The sequence below is a fragment of the Mycetocola sp. genome (assembly GCF_046716805.1).
Classification (GTDB): domain Bacteria; phylum Actinomycetota; class Actinomycetes; order Actinomycetales; family Microbacteriaceae; genus Mycetocola_A.
Genome location: NZ_JBKJWH010000149.1, coordinates 19,963 through 38,649, shown reverse-complemented (window position 1 = coordinate 38,649; position 18,687 = coordinate 19,963). Strand labels below are relative to the sequence as shown.

Annotated in this window: 16 protein-coding genes; 8 read left to right on the top strand and 8 right to left on the bottom strand. The window is 66.6% G+C overall.

Annotation, left to right across the window (positions count from 1 at the left end):
- Window positions 1-20: 20 nt before the first annotated feature.
- Genes ACLQ62_RS11910 through ACLQ62_RS11895 form a run of 4 tightly spaced genes read right to left on the bottom strand, consistent with a single transcriptional unit; the run spans window position 21 to window position 3,326 of the window.
- Window positions 21-845 carry an ABC transporter permease gene (locus tag ACLQ62_RS11910; protein WP_411721848.1) on the bottom strand — a complete coding sequence of 275 codons (825 nt, stop codon included), beginning with the start codon at window positions 843-845 and terminating at the stop codon, window positions 21-23.
- The gene (locus ACLQ62_RS11905) at window positions 842-1,684 is read right to left on the bottom strand and encodes an ABC transporter permease (RefSeq protein WP_411721847.1); all 843 of its coding nucleotides are present in this window, start codon (window positions 1,682-1,684) and stop codon (window positions 842-844) included. Before ACLQ62_RS11905 ends, ACLQ62_RS11910 begins: the two co-directional genes overlap by 4 nt.
- Entirely contained in the window at window positions 1,681-2,607 is a 927-nt protein-coding gene (locus tag ACLQ62_RS11900; protein WP_411721846.1) for an ABC transporter ATP-binding protein, read from the bottom strand. Before ACLQ62_RS11900 ends, ACLQ62_RS11905 begins: the two co-directional genes overlap by 4 nt.
- Window positions 2,608-2,654: 47 nt before the next feature.
- Window positions 2,655-3,326 (bottom strand): GAP family protein, encoded by a 672-nt coding sequence (locus ACLQ62_RS11895; RefSeq protein WP_411721845.1) that lies wholly within the window; start codon window positions 3,324-3,326, stop codon window positions 2,655-2,657.
- A gap of 120 nt (window positions 3,327-3,446) precedes the next feature.
- Here ACLQ62_RS11895 and ACLQ62_RS11890 point away from each other — a divergent pair, with 120 nt between their 5' ends.
- Window positions 3,447-3,662 (top strand): hypothetical protein, encoded by a 216-nt coding sequence (locus ACLQ62_RS11890; protein WP_411721844.1) that lies wholly within the window; start codon window positions 3,447-3,449, stop codon window positions 3,660-3,662.
- Between the two features lie 26 nt (window positions 3,663-3,688).
- Window positions 3,689-5,560, top strand: coding sequence for an ABC transporter ATP-binding protein (locus tag ACLQ62_RS11885; RefSeq protein ID WP_411721843.1), 1,872 nt, complete (start codon window positions 3,689-3,691; stop codon window positions 5,558-5,560).
- A 191-nt stretch (window positions 5,561-5,751) separates the two neighbouring features.
- On the opposite strand, the gene ACLQ62_RS11880 is transcribed toward ACLQ62_RS11885, so the two are convergent.
- Window positions 5,752-7,638 (bottom strand): phosphoenolpyruvate carboxykinase (GTP), encoded by a 1,887-nt coding sequence (locus ACLQ62_RS11880; RefSeq protein ID WP_411721842.1) that lies wholly within the window; start codon window positions 7,636-7,638, stop codon window positions 5,752-5,754.
- Window positions 7,639-7,749: 111 nt separating this feature from the next.
- Between ACLQ62_RS11880 and ACLQ62_RS11875 the strand changes: the two genes are divergently transcribed.
- On the top strand, window positions 7,750-9,198 hold the full coding sequence (locus ACLQ62_RS11875; RefSeq protein WP_411721841.1) for a helix-turn-helix domain-containing protein: 1,449 nt from the start codon (window positions 7,750-7,752) through the stop codon (window positions 9,196-9,198).
- Between the two features lie 62 nt (window positions 9,199-9,260).
- Entirely contained in the window at window positions 9,261-9,467 is a 207-nt protein-coding gene (locus ACLQ62_RS11870) for a multidrug transporter (RefSeq protein WP_411721840.1), read from the top strand.
- A gap of 11 nt (window positions 9,468-9,478) precedes the next feature.
- Here the strand turns inward: ACLQ62_RS11870 and ACLQ62_RS11865 are convergent, their stop codons facing one another.
- Window positions 9,479-10,276, bottom strand: a complete 798-nt coding sequence (locus ACLQ62_RS11865; RefSeq protein ID WP_411721839.1) for a TrmH family RNA methyltransferase — start codon at window positions 10,274-10,276, stop codon at window positions 9,479-9,481.
- A gap of 198 nt (window positions 10,277-10,474) precedes the next feature.
- On the opposite strand from ACLQ62_RS11865, the gene ACLQ62_RS11860 reads away from it, so the two are divergent.
- The 3 genes from ACLQ62_RS11860 (at window position 10,475) to ACLQ62_RS11850 (ending at window position 14,893) form a co-directional block, all read left to right on the top strand.
- Entirely contained in the window at window positions 10,475-12,118 is a 1,644-nt protein-coding gene (locus ACLQ62_RS11860) for a thiamine pyrophosphate-binding protein (RefSeq protein WP_411721838.1), read from the top strand.
- 85 nt (window positions 12,119-12,203) lie between these two features.
- Window positions 12,204-13,583: an FAD-binding oxidoreductase gene (locus tag ACLQ62_RS11855; RefSeq protein ID WP_411721837.1), complete on the top strand. Its 1,380-nt coding sequence runs from the start codon at window positions 12,204-12,206 to the stop codon at window positions 13,581-13,583.
- A complete protein-coding gene (locus ACLQ62_RS11850) occupies window positions 13,580-14,893 on the top strand; it encodes a class I SAM-dependent methyltransferase (RefSeq protein WP_411721836.1) in 1,314 nt (437 codons plus the stop codon). The genes ACLQ62_RS11855 and ACLQ62_RS11850 overlap by 4 nt, the downstream gene beginning before the upstream one ends.
- A 20-nt stretch (window positions 14,894-14,913) precedes the next feature.
- On the opposite strand, the gene ACLQ62_RS11845 is transcribed toward ACLQ62_RS11850, so the two are convergent.
- Window positions 14,914-15,864, bottom strand: a complete 951-nt coding sequence (locus ACLQ62_RS11845; RefSeq protein WP_411721904.1) for a LysR family transcriptional regulator — start codon at window positions 15,862-15,864, stop codon at window positions 14,914-14,916.
- Between the two features lie 139 nt (window positions 15,865-16,003).
- Between ACLQ62_RS11845 and ACLQ62_RS11840 the strand changes: the two genes are divergently transcribed.
- A complete protein-coding gene (locus ACLQ62_RS11840) occupies window positions 16,004-17,548 on the top strand; it encodes an FAD-binding oxidoreductase (RefSeq protein ID WP_411721835.1) in 1,545 nt (514 codons plus the stop codon).
- 104 nt (window positions 17,549-17,652) lie between these two features.
- On the opposite strand, the gene ACLQ62_RS11835 is transcribed toward ACLQ62_RS11840, so the two are convergent.
- Complete coding sequence (locus tag ACLQ62_RS11835) at window positions 17,653-18,660, bottom strand: ABC transporter substrate-binding protein (RefSeq protein ID WP_411721834.1); 1,008 nt, start codon at window positions 18,658-18,660, stop codon at window positions 17,653-17,655.
- Window positions 18,661-18,687: the final 27 nt, after the last annotated feature.

The window sequence follows — 18,687 nt, the reverse complement described above, 5'->3', positions numbered from 1 at the left end:
CGGACCGGGCGGCGCTGCGCTCAGTCGAGGAACAGGGCTCGCAGCCGCCGCGTCGTGAAGACGAGCCCGACCGCCACCATGACGAGGTAGTAGAGCACGTGCCAGAGCAGGCCGACGTCGACCGCGCCGGTGGTCAGCGAGCGCACGAGTTCGACCCCGTGCCAGAGCGGCAGGCACTGGATCACGGTCTGGATGGCCGGCGGGTAGACGCTGAGCGGGTAGAACGTCGCCGAGAAGAGGAACATCGGCAGCAGCAGGAAGTTGATCCAGTCCATCTGCTGGAACGTCTTCATGTAGCTCGTCACCGCCATGCCGAAGCTCGCGAAGCCGAACGCGATGAGCACGACCGCGGGAAACGCGAGCAGCGCCCACCAGGAGAGGTTGAGGCCGAGCACCTGCATCACGAGCATGAAGCCGGTGGCGTACAGTGCTCCCCGAAGCAGCGCGAGCGAGATCTCGCCGAGCGCGACGTCGAGCGGGCCGAGCGACGTTGCGAGCATCCCGTCGTACAGCTTCGAGAACCGCATCTTGAAGAACACGTTCCAGGTGGAGTCGTAGATCGCACCGTTCATCGCCGCGACCGCGAGAAGTGCCGGTGCGATGAACGCCGCGTAGGAGATTTCCGTGCCGCGCGGCCCCTCGACCGTGCCGACGAGCGCACCCAGACCGAGCCCCATCGACAGCAGGAAGAACACCGGCTCGAACAGCCCTGACACGACCACGAGCCAGTTCGTCGACCGGGTCGCCCGCCAGCCGCGCAGCATCACCGAGCGTGCGTTGCCCGCATACAACGCGCCGAGCGGACGATCACGACGAGCGGATGCCGCCACCAGCGTCCCGGTCATCTCGCCAGCCTCCGCGCGGCGATACGACGCGCCCAGACCCAGCCGAAGGCGAACAACGCACACAGGTAGGCGACGTGCAGCACGGTGAGCCAGATCGGTTCCGCGTACCCGTAGCTGAACACCCGCGCGAGCTCGGTGCCGTGCCAGAGCGGCGAGATCCAGCCGATCCACTGCAGGGAGAGCGGCAACTGTGCCAGCGGGAAGAAGGTTCCGGAGAACAACGTCATCGGAAGCACGACGAACCGCATCACCATCGCGAGCTGGCCGGTGTCCTCGGTCAACGTCGAGGTGTACCCCATGACGACGGCGCCGAACGCGAGCCCGGTGAGGACCGCGACGGGCACCGCCACCCAGCCGGCGGCATCCGGAACCGCGCCGAACAGCATCATGAACACGTAGTAGAGAACGCAGGTAAGGAGCATCCGCACGAGAACGCTGATCACGATGCCGTCGATGATCTGCCCGGGCCGCAGGGGGCTGGCGTTCATGCCGAAGAACACCGGGTTCCACTTGTAGCCGAGCATGATCGGGTAGGTGAATTCCTCTGTTGCCACGGTGATCGCCGCCGCACACAGCAGCGCCGGCGCGACGAAAACCAGGTATCCGACGCCGTCGATCGCCCCCTGCCCGAGGTTGGCGTCGACGAGGCTGGCGAGCCCGACGCCCATCGCGAACAGGTAGACGAGCGGGTTGCCGATCCCGGTGAGCAGCACCGTCTGCAGGTAGGAGCGCATGACCCGGAACCGGTGCTCGGCGACGTACCAGGCGCCCCATTTGCGCGCCCGGGCGGCGAGCGCCACGCCGCGCTCGAGATCGGACTGTGTGGCCAGCTCGGTCATTCGATCAGGCTCCGGCCGGTGAGACGCAGGAACACGTCCTCGAGGCTCGACCGGCGCACGAGGCTCGTGATCGGGTGCAGCCCCAGGCCGGCGATGCGGCTGAGCGCCGCCTCTCCGTTGTCGGAGTAGATCAGGATCCGGTCCGGGAGCACGTCGACACGATCGCCGATCCCGTCCAGTCGAGCGGATGCTTCGGCGTTGCGGTCGGACCCGAATCGCACCTCGAGCACCTCCCGCGACGAGTACCGGCGAATGAGGGACGCCGGCGAGCCCTCGGCCATGATTGCGCCCTTGTCGATGACGACGAGACGGTCGCAGAGCTGCTCCGCTTCGTCCATGTAATGCGTCGTGAGGAGCAGGGTCGTGCCCTGCTCCTTGAGCCGGAACAACCGGTCCCAGAGAATGTGGCGTGCCTGTGGATCCAATCCGGTGGTCGGTTCGTCGAGGAGCAGCAGCCGCGGGTCGTTGATCAGCGCGCGGGCGATCGTGAGCCGGCGCTTCATGCCGCCGGACAGGTCGTCGACCTTGGCCTTCACCTTGTCCTCGAGTTGCGCGAACGCCATCAGTTCATCGGCGCGGGCTGCGACCTGCCGGCTGGGGAGCCCGAAGTACCGCCCGTAGACGATGAGGTTCTCGCGGGCACGCAATTCCATGTCGAGGTTGTCGGCCTGCGGCACAACGCCGAGCTGGGCGCGGATTTCGGGGCCGTACCGGTCGGGATCCAGCCCGAGAACGCTCAGGGCGCCGCTCGTGCGGGTCGACACCGCGCCGACCATCCGCATCGTGGTCGATTTGCCGGCACCGTTCGGCCCGAGCAGGCCGAACGCTTCCCCCGGCTGCACCTCGAACGAGATGTCGTCGACCGCCGTGACGTCCTTGTACGTTTTGACGAGATTCTCTGCTGTGATGACTGCTGCCGGCACAGTTTCTCACCCTAGACCAGCCCTCCGACACGGGGAAGGGCGAAGCGTCAGTACGCGCTGATGCCTGCCCCGACGAGGGTGACGCCGAGCACGAGGTAGAGGACGGTGAGCACCGTCGCGCTGTTCCTGCCGAGCCAGTCCCGCAGTTGGACGAGCGATCGACGCCACGCTTCTACCGCGGCCATTCCGCCGACGACAACGACAAGCATGCTCGACGCGGCGAGCAGCACGAAGACAAGCAGCACGAGCATGACCTCACGCAGCTGGAAGTCCGCGCCGCCGACGGTGAGCCCCGCTCCGACACCGAGCGCGAGGTTCTTCGGCGCCAGGGCGGCGAGCCCGAACCCCAGCGCCAGGCCCTGGGGAACCGTCATCGACTCGAGCGCTGCCACCCATGGGGGCAGCACAGGGGCCTTGCCCGGTTGCGGGCGCAGCCGCCATTCACCGAGGGCGAGGTAGACGAGGAGTCCACCGAGCAGAAGGAGGATCGTCCCGCCGACCGGGCGGGAGGCATCCCCCGTGCTCTCGGGAAGAAGACCCGCGAGGGTGGTGACGACCAGCACTGGCACGATCACACCGAGCAGCCATCCGCCGAGGAACCCCAGGCCTGCGGCGTTGCCGCGAGGCGAGAGCACCAGGGTGATGGCCGCGAGGAGGGGAATCGGACTGAGAGCGATACCGAGCGCACTCGCGAGAATGTCGCCGATGATCGAACCCATGTTGTTCTCCTTCGAAAGGGATAGAGCCAGCATAATCGTGCGCCTCCGGCAGGGCAGAGCCGCCCCACCGCCTGTCAACCTCTGTTGACAGCGCGAAGAGCGTCAACTATGGTTGACGCCATGAGTACCGAAACGATCGGAACCCTCGCCGCGGAAGCCGGGTCGGATGACCCGTACACGGCGTTGCGGGCAATCGCTAAACTTCATCAGGAGCTCGATCGCGCCGAGGCCGTCGCCGTGCGCCGCGCGCGCAACGCCAACGCCTCCTGGCAATTGATCGCCCTGGCGCTCGGCGTGAGCCGCCAGGCCGTCCACAAGAAGTACGGCCGAAAGTAACCCACTCTTCTCCCGTGAGGACCCGGATGTCATCCCCAACCACCACGCGTGCCCCCCGTCGCTCGCCGTTCGCGAAAGCACTCCCCGAGGACGGACCGAGGGCACGGTTCAGCGAACTGCTCCCCTACCTCTTCGAACACAAGCGGGTGCTCTGGTTCGTCATCGGCCTCAGCGTCCTCGGCTCAGCCGCTTCACTGGCCCAGCCGCTGCTTGTCAGCCAGGTGATCGGGGTCGTGGAGCGGGGCGCATCACTCGGTGGACTCGTCTGGGGACTGATCGCCCTCGTGATTCTCTCCGGACTAATCGCCGGCTACCAGCACTACCTGCTCCAGCGCACCGGCGAGGGGGTGGTGCTCTCGAGCAGGCGACGACTCGTGGCGCGGATGCTCCACCTCCCGATCTCCGAATTCGACACCCGCCGCACCGGCGACCTCGTCTCGCGCGTCGGAAGTGACACGACCCTGCTCCGGGCGGTCCTCACCCAGGGGCTGGTCGAGGCCGTCGGCGGCACCATCACCTTCGTCGGCGCCCTCATCGCCATGCTCATCATCGACCCGGTGCTGCTCGGCCTCACCTCGCTCGTCATCGCCGTCTCGATCGTCACCGTCACACTGCTCTCCACCCGGATCCGCGTGGCCAGCCAGCGCGCCCAGGCGAAGGTCGGCGACCTCGCCGCGAGCGTCGAGCGAGCGATCAGCGCCGTCCGCACGGTGCGGGCATCCAACGCCACCGATCGGGAGATCGCCACCATCGACGCCGACGCCACCGGCGCCTGGGACATGGGGATCCAGGTCGCCCGGATCTCCGCCCTCGTCGTCCCGGTCGCGGGCATCGCCATGCAGGTGTCGTTCCTCGTCGTCCTCGGCGTCGGCGGCTTCCGCGTCGCGAGCGGCGCGATCACGATCGCGAGCCTCGTCGCGTTCATCCTCTTCCTGTTCATGATGATCATGCCGCTCGGCCAGGCGTTCGGCGCGATCTCGGCCACGAACCAGGCACTCGGGGCCCTCGGCCGGATCCAGGAGATCATCAACCTCCCGCTCGAGAATTCGTCGGATGCCGAGATCGCCGCGTCCGTGTCGACCCCGGGAATCGCATCCGCCGGCGCCCCCGCGATCGAGTTCGACGACGTCGTGTTCGCGTACCCGTCCGGCGCGGTGAAAGCGGACGCCGAAGACGGGGCGAGCGGCGAGGAGACAGCGCAGACGGCCACCCCGGGCGAACCGGTGCTCCGCGGGGTGAGCTTCAGCGCTGCCCGCGGCCAGCGTACGGCGCTCGTCGGTCCGTCCGGGGCGGGCAAGTCCACCATCCTCGGCCTGATCGAACGGTTCTACGACCCGGAGGCCGGTACCATCCGCTTCGGCGGCGTCGACATCCGCACGATGCCGCGGACGACCTTACGCTCACAGATCGGCTATGTCGAACAGGATGCCCCGGTGCTTGCCGGGTCGCTGCGCGACAACCTGTTGCTCGCCTCCCCCAATGCGACGGACGAGGACTGCGTCCGGGTGCTCCACGCCGTGAACCTCACCGAAGTGCTCGACCGCAACCCGCAGGGACTCGACGCAGCCGTCGGCGAAGACGGCATCATGCTCTCCGGCGGGGAACGCCAGCGACTCGCGATCGCGCGGGCGCTGCTGGCGGCACCGCCGATCCTCCTCCTCGACGAGTCGACGTCGTCGCTCGACGGGGTCAACGAGCAGAAGATGCGCCTCGCCATCGATGCGGTCGCCGAGGACCGGACACTGATCGTGATCGCCCACCGGCTGTCAACGGTGGTCGACAGCGACTCGATCGTCGTGCTCGACCACGGCCGTGTGGTCGGAACCGGCACCCATTCCGAACTGGTGGCAGCCGTACCGCTCTACCGCGACCTCGCCAAGCACCAGTTGCTCGTCTGAGCGGCATCACCCGCCGGTAGCGCCGAGACGGCGGTGGACGTCTTCGCCCGGCGGCCGCCGTTCCTGTTGAGCGGTGCAACAGCCCCTCGAGCGTCGCGATCGTCCACCACCGACACCGCGAGGTGCCCGGAAGTGCTTCGAGACATCCCGCCAAGGTATCTCGAACCACTTCCGGGCACCTCGCGGTGCGCTCAGGAGTTACGAAGCCGGTACCGCAGCGACGCGAGCTCCGCGTTCAGCGCCGGCGGGACCTTCGTGCCGAACTGCGCGAAGAACTTCTCGGTCAGGTCGGCCTCGGCCAGCCAGGACTCGGGGTCGATGGCGAAGAGCTTCTCAAGGGCCTCCTCGGTGACATCCGTGCCGTCGATGTTCAGGTCTCCGGCGACCGGGATGCGACCGACCGGGGTCTCCGTCGCGGCTACCTGACCCTCGATGCGGCGTACGATCCACTCCAGCACACGGGAGTTGTCGCCGAAGCCGGGCCAGAGGAAGCTGCCGTCATCGTCCTTGCGGAACCAGTTCACCTGGAAGATCCGAGGCGCACGGTCGAAGCGCAGCTTCGCGCCGACGGTGAGCCAGTGACCCCAGTAGTCGGCCATGTTGTAACCGCAGAACGGGAGCATGGCGAACGGATCGCGGCGAAGTTCGCCGACCGTCCCTTCCGCCGCCGCCGTCTTTTCGCTTGAGATCGTTGCGCCCATGAAGACACCGTGGCTCCAGTCCGTCGCCTCGACGACGAGGGGCACGTTGGTGGCGCGGCGGCCTCCGAACAGGATGGCGTCGAGAGGAACGGCTTCCTCCCAGTCCTCGGCGATCTGGGGGCACTGGGCTGCTGCGACGGTGAAGCGGGAGTTGGGGTGGGCGGCTGGGCGGCCCGAGTCCGGCGTCCAGTCGTTGCCCTGCCAGTCGGTCAGGTGCGCGGGGGCCTTCTCGGTGAGGCCCTCCCACCAGACGTCACCGTCATCGCGCAGGGCGACGTTGGTGAAGATGGTGTTGCCCCACAGGGTTTCGACAGCGGTGACGTTGGTTGTTTCGCCGGTGCCGGGGGCGACGCCGAAGAACCCGGCCTCCGGGTTGATGGCCCACATCCGGCCGTCCTCGCCGGGGCGCAGCCAGACGATGTCGTCACCGAGGGTCTCGACGCGCCAGCCGGGAACCGTCGGGCGGAGCATGGCGAGGTTCGTCTTGCCGCAGGCCGAGGGGAACGCGGCGGCGACGTGGTACTTCTTGCCCTCCGGCGAAATGACCCGCACGAGCAGCATGTGCTCGGCGAGCCAGCCCTCGTCGCGCCCGATCACGCTGGCGATCCGCAGCGCGAAGCACTTCTTGGCCAGGAGGGCGTTCCCGCCGTAACCGGAACCGTAAGACCAGACCTCGCGGGACTCGGGAAACTGGACGATGTACTTGGTGTCGTTGCATGGCCACGGGACGTCGGTGTCGCCGGCGGCGAGAGGCGCGCCGACCGAGTGCACCGCTTTGACCCACGCCGCGCCATCGGCGATCAGATCGAGAACGGCGTCGGAGGTGCGAGTCATGATGCCCATGGAGAGCACTGCGTAGACGGAGTCGGTGATCTGCACGCCGAGCTGTGACAGCGGACCGCCGACGCGCCCCATGGAGAACGGCACGACGTACATCGTGCGGCCGCGCATGCTGCCGGCGAAGACGCCGTCGAGCTCCTCACGCATGGAGTCCGGTGCCTGCCAGTTGTTCGTGGGGCCGGCATCCTCTTCGTTCTCTGAGCAGATGAAGGTGCGCGCTTCGACCCGGGCGACGTCGCTCGGGGCGCTGCGGGCCAGGTAGCTGTTGGGGCGCCACTCCGGATTGAGCTTGATGAACTTGCCTTCGGCGACCATCTGCTTGGTCAGCAGGTCACTCTCCCGGCGCGATCCGTTGCACCAGACGACGGCGTCTGGCTGGGTGAGCGCCGCGATCGAGTCGACCCAGTCGCGCAGGGCCTGGAGGGGGGTGGCTGCCGCGGCGGGCGTTCCATCGGGAAGGAGCGTCTCTCGCGGCGTGATGGCGTCGACGTGCCCGGTCGTGGTCTCGGTCTCGCGGCTGATCTCGGCGATGCTCATGTCTTCTGGGCTCCTCTGTCCTCTGGCGTGATTCCACGATGCCGCAGAAATGGGCAGAGATATCGTGATCCACCGCATTAAGAATCGCTGTTTTTGCGATATTGTGAAGGAATGAATCGAACCGGCTCTGATCTCACGACGCTGGGGCATCGCATCCGCCATTTCCGGACGCAGCGCACCCTCACCCTCGATGAACTCGGCGAACGGGTCGCGCTAGCCGGCAGCCAGCTTTCGCTCATTGAGAACGGCAAACGCGAGCCGAAGCTTTCCACATTGCAATCGATCGCCGCCGCACTCGACGTCGAGTTGACCGATCTTCTCGCCGCTGAACCGCCGAACCCGCGTGCCGCGCTCGAGATCGAGTTGCGCCAGGCCCAGCAGCGGGCGCTTTACACCGAACTCGGACTTCCTGCTGTGAAGCCGAACAAGGGCATGAGCGACGAGGCACTTCTCGCGCTCGTCGGTCTGCACCGGGAACTCCAACGCAAGGCGACCGAAGCCATCGCCACCCCCGAGGAGGCCCGCCGGGCGAACACCGAACTTCGGGAATGGATGCGCGAACGCGACAACTACCTGCCCGAGATCGAGGACCTCGCCGAGGCTCGAATCCGGGCTGCCGGGCACGTCCGCGGCGCCGTCACCCACCGCACGGTGAGCATCATGGCCGAGCAGCTGGGTTTCAGCCTCATCTACGTCAACGATCTGCCGCACTCGGCACGGAGTGTGACGGACCTTGCCAACGGGCGCATCTACCTTCCGCCCGCGTCGATCCCCGGCGGCCACGGTTTGCGGTCGATGGCATTGCAGGCGATGGCACACCGACTGCTCAACCACTCCCAGCCGACGAGCTATGCGGCCTTCCTCCGCCAGCGGCTCGAAATCAACTACTTCGCCGCGTGCTGCCTCATGCCGCAGGAGGCAGCGGTGGCCTTCCTCAGCCAGGCCAAACGGGATCGGAACCTCGCCGTCGAAGACTTCCGGGATGCCTTCGGGGTCACCCACGAGGCGGCCGCGCTTCGCTTCACGAACCTGGCGACCCACCATCTGGACATGCCGCTTCACTTCCTGCGGGTGTCTGAGGACGGATCCCTCGCCAAGGGTTACGAGAACGACGGCCTTCCCCTCCCCGCAGACGTCACCGGAGGGATCGAAGGGCAGCTCGTCTGCCGCAAGTGGAGCGCTCGCAGCGCCTTCGAACGCACCAACCGCACGACCGAGCTGTACCAGTACACCGACACCCCGGTCGGCACCTACTGGTGCGCGACCCAGACGGGAACCACCAGCGCCGGGGAGTTCTCGATCTCGGTCGGAGTGCCGTTCAACCAGGCCAAATGGTTCCGCGGACGGGAGACGACGACGCGAGCCGTGTCGTCCTGCCCGGACCCCTCGTGTTGCCGTCGCCCGCCGAACAACCTCGCCGAGCGCTGGCTTGGCAAGGCCTGGCCGAGTGCCCGGCTGCACGCCCACGTCCTCTCCCCGCTGCCGAGCGGCACCTTCCCCGGTGTCGACGACAGCGAGGTGTACGACTTCCTGGAGCGCCACAGCGGAGCCGACGCCTGACATCGGGCGCAACGGGCTGCCTGCCTGCAACCGGTGACGCCCGCCGGTGCTAGGGTCGCGGCATGCCACACAACACCCAGGAACCCCCCTTCGACGAAGCTCAGGAACCGTCGCACGAAGAGAACCGGCACGACCAGCTGACGAGCGCCCCGGAGTCGACCGAGGCTGACGCCGCTCCGCGGATCGAGGTCAGCGAGGGCGAGAGCGGGGCGACCCGCATCGACATCGCCGACGACGCCCCTGTGCGGCCGAGCGACCCGACGAACTGAGCGCCGGCTCCCTACCCCAGCGCCCACATCGCGACAGCGCTTGCCGCGGCCACGTTGAGTGAGTCGATGCCGTGTTTCATCGGGATCCTCACGACGGTGTCGGATGCCGCGATCGCCGCATCCGTCAGCCCGTCCCCTTCGGCTCCCAGCACGAGAGCCAGCCGTTCATGGTTGGCGCTGTCCATGTCGCGCAGGCTGACGGCATCCGGGGTGAGGGCGAGCGCGGCCACGTGGAATCCGTGCCGGGTGAGCAGCGCCCGGGTGTCGTCCCAATCGCCCACCCGCGTCCACGGGACCTGTAACACGGTGCCCATCGACACGCGGATCGACCGGCGGTAGAACGGGTCGGAGCACCGGGGGGTGACCAGGATGGCATCCGCGCCGATCGCACCTGCCGAGCGGAAGATGGCGCCGACGTTCGTGGGGTCGGCGACGTCCTCGAGGATCACGACGCGGCGAGCGCCTGCCAGGAGCTCGTCCGGGTCCGGCAGGGCCGGCCGATGCATCGAGGCGATCAGTCCGCGGTGCAGGACGTAACCGGTGAGTTCGGCGAGGAGTTCCCCGGGGCCGACGAAAACCGGAACGTCGAGGTCGCCGAGCAGCTCGAGTGCGGCGTCGACGGTTCCGCCGAGTGCGAGCACCGACCGGGGCCGGTGGCCCGCCCGGAGGGCCCGTTCGAAGACGAGGAGTGACTCGGCCAGGTACAAGCCGCGTTCGGTGCCCCGAGCCTTCTTCAACGCGACGTCGGTGGCGTGGGCGTAGTCCACGAGACGCGGGTCGCTGAGGTCGGAAATCTCGAGAACGGGCATCCCGCGAGTTTAATGCGAGAGAGTGAGTCGATTCGCCGCACTGCGGAGCTCGCGGGGCATGTGGCATCCCGATAGACTGCCCACGTCAACGGCACAGCGGCCGGTGCGCTCGGAAAAGGGGCGTTGGACGATCCGGCACATCGGGTTGCGAGACATATACGGACATCACATCCCGCTATATGAACTCGAAGGATTCCCATGACAACCGTCGCCACCCGCATCGCCGACGCCCTCGCACCGTCCATCTCTCACGCGTTCGGGGTGATGGGCAACGGAAACGCGCACGTCATCGACGCGCTCCGCGGAACTCCCGTGACCTACGTCGCCGTCCGGCATGAGACCGCAGCGGTCGCCGCCGCCGACGGGTTCTACCGCGCCAGCGGCAACCTGGCCCTTGCGACGGCAACCTATGGCGCGGGTTTCACGAACACCATCACCGCCCTCGCCGAGGCCGTGCAGGCGCACACGCCCCTGGTCCTGATCGTCGGCGACGCGCCCCCGACCGGTGCACGCCCGTGGGACATCGACCAGTGCGGCGTCGCCGCCGCCGTCGGCGCGAGAACCTTCACGGTGGGAACCGCGGATGCCGGTCGGGTCACGGTCGCCGCGATCAGCCACGCGCTCACCCACCGCACCGCCGTCGTGCTGGCCGTACCGCAGGGTCTGGCACTCGCGCCGGCCGACGACGAAGGCATACTGCCCTCCCCCGCTGTTCCTGCCCCCGTCGTCCCGCGGCCCGCAGACATCGAGGCGGCCGCCATGGCCCTCGCCCGGGCGGACCGACCGCTCCTGCTCGCCGGCCGCGGGGCCTGGCTGGCGGATGCCGGCGAACCGCTCAGCTCCCTCGCCGACAGAATCGGGGCGCTCACCGCGACGACAGCACTCGGGCGCAACCTGTTCCGACGGCCAGAGTTCGACCTGGGCGTCGTCGGCGGTTTCGGACAGGACGAGGCGATGGACCTTGTCGGCCGGGCCGACGTCGTGCTCGTGGTCGGTGCCGGGCTGAACCAGTTCACCACCCGGTTCGGCACCCTGTTCGCGCCGGGGACAACGGTGATCCGTGTCGACGACCGGCCCCAGAGCGACAACCCTGCCGTCACGAAGACCCTCCTCGGTGACGTCCGCCTGGTGGCGGAGGCACTCCTGGCGCGGATCCCAGCCCGGAAGGGTGAAGCGGCGGGCTGGCGTGAGGCGATGGCCGATCCGACACCGTTCCGAATCCGGGATGCCGGTTCCGGGCTGTGCGAGGATGGCCGGCTCGACCCGCGCAGCCTTGCCACCCGCCTCCAGGAGATCCTTCCGGAGAATCGCGTGACGGTGTCGGATGGCGGCCACTTCCTCGGCTGGTCGAACACCCACTGGGACGTCGCCGCGCCGAACCGGACCATGATGGTCGGCACCGCGTTCCAGTCCATCGGTCTCGGATTCCCCAGCGCGGTGGGAGCCGCCGCCGCGATGCCGGACTCGACCCTCGTCGTCACGACCGGTGACGGCGGCGCTCTGATGGCCCTCGCAGACCTCGACTCGGTCATCCGCACCGCAAAACGGGGAATCATCGTGGTCTGGAACGACGCCGCGTACGGCGCGGAAATTCACATGTATGGCCTGATGGGGCTCGACACGGGGCCGATGCTCATCGACGAGGCCAACTTCGCCGGACTCGCGCAATCGCTCGGCGGACGCGGCGACGTCATCCGTTCTCTCGACGATCTGTCGGGCGTCGAAACCTGGCTGGCCTCCGACGCCGGCGGTGTCTACCTGCTCGACTGCCGGATCTCGACGAGTGTCGTGGCGCCGTACCAGCGGGAGATTTTCGAACACGCTGTGGCGGTCTCGGCCTAGCTCGCCGTCTCGAGCGTGATCGCGGCGTTTTCCACAGCCGCATCCGGGGCTGCCGTCGCATCGCGCAGCGGAGTAGCGTTGGCGCGTGTCTGTACGTGCGGCTGATACACAGGTCGCTCACGCCGAGGGCGTGCGGCGCCTTCTCCAGAGCTATCGGGAGGTGCCGGCGGCCGCTACGGTCAGGCTTGCCAAGCCCACCTCGAATCTGTTCCGGACACGAGTCACGTCGAGCGCCAAAGGACTGGACACCTCTGGATTGACCGGCGTTCTCGCCGTCGATCCGGAGGCACGCACGGCGGACGTCGCCGGCATGTGCACCTACGAGGACCTCGTCGCCGCAACCCTGCCCCACGGTCTCGCGCCGCTCGTCGTACCGCAACTGAAGACCATCACCCTCGGCGGCGCCGTCTCCGGCCTCGGCATTGAATCGACGTCGTTCCGAAACGGACTGCCGCACGAGTCGGTCCTGGAGATGGACATCCTCACCGGCGCCGGAGAGATACTCACCGCATCGCCCGGCGAGCACCCCGATCTGTACCGCTCCTTTCCCAATTCGTATGGGACTCTCGGCTATGCCGTGCGCCTCCGCATCGAGCTGGAGGCCGTTTCACCCTTCGTCGCGCTCCGGCACGTGCGATTCCATTCCCTTCCCGAGCTGTTCGCGGCGATGGATCGCATCCGTGAGACGGGCGCGCTGGACGGGGTTCCCGTCCACTACCTCGACGGGGTGGTGTTCAGCGCCGACGAAAGCTATCTGTGCCTGGGAGAGCAGACCAGCACCCCCGGGCCGGTCAGCGATTACACCGGTCAGCAGATCTACTACCGCTCCATCCGCCACGAGAACGGTGTCACGCTCGACCGGCTCACCATCTCGGACTATCTGTGGCGGTGGGACACCGACTGGTTCTGGTGCTCCGAGGCATTCGGCGTACAGAATCCGCGCATCCGCCGGTTCTGGCCGCGGCGCTTTCGACGCAGCAGCGTCTACTGGACGTTGATGACGTACGAACAGCGACTGCACATCGGGAACCGCATCGAGAAACTTCACGGCCGCCCGCCGCGCGAACGTGTCGTGCAGGATGTCGAGGTGCCGATCGAACGGTCCGCGGAATTCCTTGACTGGTTCCTGGGGACCGTGCCGATCCAGCCGATCTGGCTGTGCCCGCTGCGGTTGCGAGACGACGACGAATGGCCGCTCTATCCCCTCCGGCCGCACCGGACCTACGTCAACGTCGGGTTCTGGTCGACCGTGCCGGTCGGGTCGACCGAGGGCGAGACGAACCGGCTGATCGAACGGAAAGTCAGCGAGTTCGGTGGGCACAAGTCGCTGTATTCGGACGCCTACTATTCGCCGGCGGAATTCGAGAAGCTTTACGGCGGCGACGTGTATTCCCGGGCGAAGGAACGATACGATCCCGACCGCCGTCTCCTGGACCTCTATGCGAAGGCGGTGCGACGGCGATGACAGTCAAGCAACGTGCGGCCGGAACGGCGAAGGAACCGAAACTCACCGTCGCCGAGATCCTCGAAATCTTCGCGGGGAGTCGGCTCCCGCTGAGATTCACCGCCTATGACGGAAGTGCGGCCGGCCCACCGGATGCCACCTTCGGGGTGGAGCTCAAAACACCGCGCGGTCTGACCTACCTGGCGACAGGTCGGGGCGACCTGGGCCTCGCCCGGGCGTGGATCGCCGGTGACCTCGATGTGCACGGGGTGCACCCCGGTGACCCGTACGAACTCCTCAAGACGCTCGCGGACGGTCTGGTCTTCCGGCTCCCGCCGCCACACGTGATGACGCAGGTGGTCCGTTCCATCGGCCTCGAGCACCTGCGCCCGATCGCGCCGCCGCCACAGGAAGCACCGCCGCGCTGGCGCCGGGTCGCCGAGGGTCTCCGGCACAGCAAGAGCCGCGACGCGGAGGCCATCCATCACCACTACGACGTCTCGAACACCTTCTACGGGTGGGTGCTCGGGCCATCGATGACGTACACCTGCGCGTACTACCCACGCCAGGATGCATCACTCGACGAGGCACAGGAGAACAAATACCGGCTGGTGTTCGAGAAGCTGCGGCTGAAACCGGGCGACCGACTGCTCGACGTCGGATGCGGATGGGGCGGCATGGTGCGTTTCGCAGCACGGCGCGGCGTTCACGCCACCGGCGTGACGCTGTCGACCGAGCAGGCCTCCTGGGCCCAGCAGGCCATCGCCGAAGACGGCCTGAACGACCTCGCCGAGGTCCGCCACGGCGACTACCGCGACATCACCGAGACCGGCTTCGACGCGGTTTCGTCGATCGGCCTGCTCGAGCACATCGGAGTGCGCAACTACCCGTCGTACTTCCGATTCCTGCAGTCCCGGTTGCGCTCCGGCGGGCTCCTGCTCAACCACTGCATCACCCGGCCGGACAACCGATCCGAACCGTCCGCCCGCGGTTTCATCGACCGCTATGTGTTCCCGGACGGGGAACTCACCGGCTCCGGCCGCATCATCCGGGCAGCGCAGGATGTGGGCCTGGAAGTGCTGCACGAGGAGAACCTGCGGCCCCACTATGCGTTGACCCTGCGCGACTGGTGCGCCAACCTCGTCGAACACTGGGACGAAGCCGTCGCCGAGGTGGGGCTTGCCACCGCGAAGGTGTGGGGTCTCTACATGGCGGGATCACGGCTCGCTTTCGAGACCAACGGCATCCAACTCCACCAGGTGCTGGCGGTCCGTCCGGGCGAGCGTGGTGACACCGGCGACCTGCCGCTGCGCCCGTGGTGGACGCCCTGAACCCGCGGCGAAGCACCGACTCACCAGTCCGCGTCCTCATCACGGAAACTGTCAACGGCAACCTCGAGCCACGCGCGGGTTCGCGCGTTCGGACGCATTCCGCGAGACCAGGCAAGCGCGACGAATGGCGCAGCCACATCAGCGCCCACATCGAGAGGTTTCGACACGACGCGGAGCCCCGCATACGAAAGATCGAGCTTCGGCCGCTGGAAGAGGACTGAAATGCCCATTCCGGCACCGACGAGAGAGCGAACGGTCGCGTAGCTGCGTGATCGGTGGCGCACCTCGGGGGTCAGACCGGCGTCGCGAAACAGATCGAGCACTCTGGCTGAGATGGGGGCTGCGTCGAAAAGGATGAGCGGGTCCTCCGCCACGTCCGCAAGCCGGACGTCATCACGCGCAGCCAGCGGATGATCGTCAGCCAGGAACAGGTACGGCCGCACTGACAGCAGGGACACTGTGCGGATATCAGGGTCCAGACCCGCATCGTAAAGGAATGCCACATCGATCGCGCCAGCGAGGAGTTGCTCCTGGAGATCGTCGTGGTACCCCTCGACGAAATTCACGTCGACCCCCGGGCACTCTTCCGCGAATGCGCGCAGCATGTGCGGGATGACAGCGGGTGCAAGAGGCATGTAACAGCCGACCGTCAGCGGCCCTCTCACCTGGGATCGCTCGTCCCCGGAGAAGTGAACGATTTCGTCGACCAGGTCGAGGATCTGGCGCGCCTGCGCGAAGGCCACCTGGCCGGCTGAGGTCAATGTCAGGCCGTGTGCCTTTCGTTTGACGCAGAGTTGTGAGCCCGTGAGTCGTTCTAGTTCCGACAGCGACATCGAGATCGCGGAGGGCGCCATGTGGAGCCTCCGCGCGGCTTCGCTGATCGTCCCCGCTTCGGCGGCCGTCACAAAATGCCACAGCTGCCGCAGAGTGACATTGGGATTCCCGCGTATGTCCACGCCCACTCCAATCATCATCAATTCTCTTGACGAACCTAGCCTGTATTCGACGATTTACATGAGCGTGACGATGCTCGAGCATGAATGGAGAAGCGGGTCCTTCAGGATCCGCAGCCATTGCGCCTCAGTGAGGCCATGCCGAGTCGAGAGAACCATGTCCGATATCAACACTTTCCTCAGCCGGGCCGCCGACATTGTCGGTGCAGACAACGTCATCCTGCCGGAGACCAAAGCGGGTTACGCCGACCCGTATCCGTTGCACACCGGCCGTGCCAGCGCGGGAGGCGTCCGACCCGCCAGCGTCGACGACGTGCAGGCACTTGTGCGGCTCGCGAACGAGACGGGAACCGCACTGTGGACAGTCTCCCGTGGCAAGAACCTGGGCTACGGAGGCGCCGCGCCGCGCACCGGCGATCAGGTCGTGCTGGATCTGAGCCGGATGGACGCCATCGAAAAGGTCGACCCCGAGCTCGCGTACGCCGTGATTCAACCGGGCGTCACCTTCTTCAATCTGTTCGACCACATCCAGAAGAACAAACTCCCGCTTTTCGTCTCGGTCCCTGCCCTCGGCTGGGGTTCCGTCCTCGGCAACGCGCTCGATCGCGGCTACGGGATGTCACCGTACGGTGACCACGTGCAGCAGTTGTGCGGCCTCGAGGTCGTCCTGCCCGACGGGTCGCTCCTTCGCACCGGCATGTGGGCGCTTGGAGACAGCCCCCTGGCCAACGTCTTCAAGGGCGGCTTCGGCCCGAACATCGACCAGCTCTTCACCCAGTCGGGGCTCGGTATCGTCGTCCGCGCCGGAATCTGGCTCATGCCCTGGCCCGAGGTGTTCGTCTCTGGGGACATCAAGGTCGACCGCGTCGAAGATCTCCCGCTGCTCCTCGATCGCATCGCCGATCTTCGGCGCCGCGAAGTCTTCCAGAACAACTGCCTCGTCGGCAACGTGGTTCGTGCCGGCACGATGAACGGCCCGCGCTCGCGCTGGTACACCGGCGAAGGGTCCATCCCCGACGATGTCGTCGAGGAGATGAAGGAAAAGATGGGGATCGGTCACTGGAACGCCCGATTCGCCCTGTACGGCGAACCCGGAATGATCCGAGAGCGCATCCGGATCATCGAGGAGGCCTTCGACCTGCCGGGATTCACGCTCAATATTCGCGTCTACGAAGGCCAGGATGGCGCTTCTGTTTCGTACGAAGACATCGCGATCGCCGACCAGACCACGATGGCGGGCGTACCGACGCTGAAGCCGCTCGACACCATCGGCTGGTACGCCGAGGACGGCGGGCACATCGACATTGCCCCGCTGGTCCCTGCCCGCGGCGAAGAGGTCCTCGACTTCTACGGCGAGGTCAAGGCGCTCTATACCGAGTACGGCTTCGATCTCTACATCGGTTATCACGTTTACGCCCGTCACCTCGTGCACGTCACCATGATCTTCTTCGAGAACGGAAACGAAGAGCAGCTGGGCCGGGCTCGCGCCCTCTACGAGGCCGTGCGCCAGGCGGCAGCACGACGCGGTTACACACCGTACCGGGGGCACATCGACAACATGGATGACATCGCCGCGGAGTTCTCGTTCAACGACAACGCTGTGCTCCGGTTCCAGGAGAAGCTCAAGGACGCACTCGACCCGAACGGCATCCTCTCGCCGGGCAAACAGGGCGTATGGCCCGCCCGGCTCCGCAAGTGCTGACTCCCTCGCGCTTCCGCGGTGCGCTGCATCCCGCACAAACTGAACGGCCGGGCAGTGTGCCCGGCCGTTCAGTTTGCCTGCTCTGGCGATATCAGGCGACGCCGTCAGTCGGCGGTTTGCGCTCCACTCCAGACAACTTCTTTCGACGTTTTGACGCCCTCCGCGTTCTGTACCACTCCAAATTGTACGAGCGCGTCGGTGACGGACTGGGTGACTTCGAAGGGAATGGCAATTCCGAACTCGGTCTTCATGGCAGCGGCCTGCTCTGCCGAGATTCCACCCACCTCCTGGCGAATCTTGATGACAGCGTCGGAGTTGGCTTCGTCCTCATAAAACGCGACCGCCTTCTCCATGGCCTGGATGAACCGGTCTGCAGTGCCGGGATTCTCGTCCAGCCACTGTTCGGTGCCGGCCCACAGCGTGATCGGAAGGCCGGCACGGAATTCCCGCGTCGGGTTGGCGATGACGGCGTTCGCCTCGACGGCAGAAATCTGCTCGTAGAAGCTGTCAGAGGGGTAGACCGCGTCGACCTGTCCGTTTTCGAGGGCCGCCTGCATGCTCGCGAATGGGATCCGAATCGCTTCGAAGTCGTCGGTCGCCAGTCCCGCCGCTTCGAAAGATTGCATCGTCACGATGTGCGGTCCGCCACCGAGGTCGTTGAAGGCGATGGTCTTGCCCGAGAGGTCGCTGACTGACTCGATACCACTGTCGTCTCGGACGATGATGCCGCTCGTATCAATCGTGTCGCTCACGACACCCTGGCCCGCGACCGCGAGCACCGGCATACCTTCTGCCGTCGCCGTGACGATGGTGTCCCAGGCGACGATCGTGAGATCTGCTGAGCCACCCATGATCTGGGCCAGATTGTCCTGCGGGGTTCCTCCGGGTTTGATCGTGACGTCGAGCCCTACCTCCTCGAAATAGCCCTGCTTCTCGGCGATGTACGGTAGTTCGTAGTTGACGGGGGCGTGGATGATCGTTATTGCGTCCTTTCCGCCACCCTCTTCTTTCACCTCCGCGGCCGGCGCCGAACCTCCGGCGCATCCGGTGACGAGCATTGCAACACTCGCAATGGCGAGCACTCCTGCTGCTGTGGTTTTCTGTCGTCTCACTTGTGTGTCCTTTTCTCATCGTGCGTG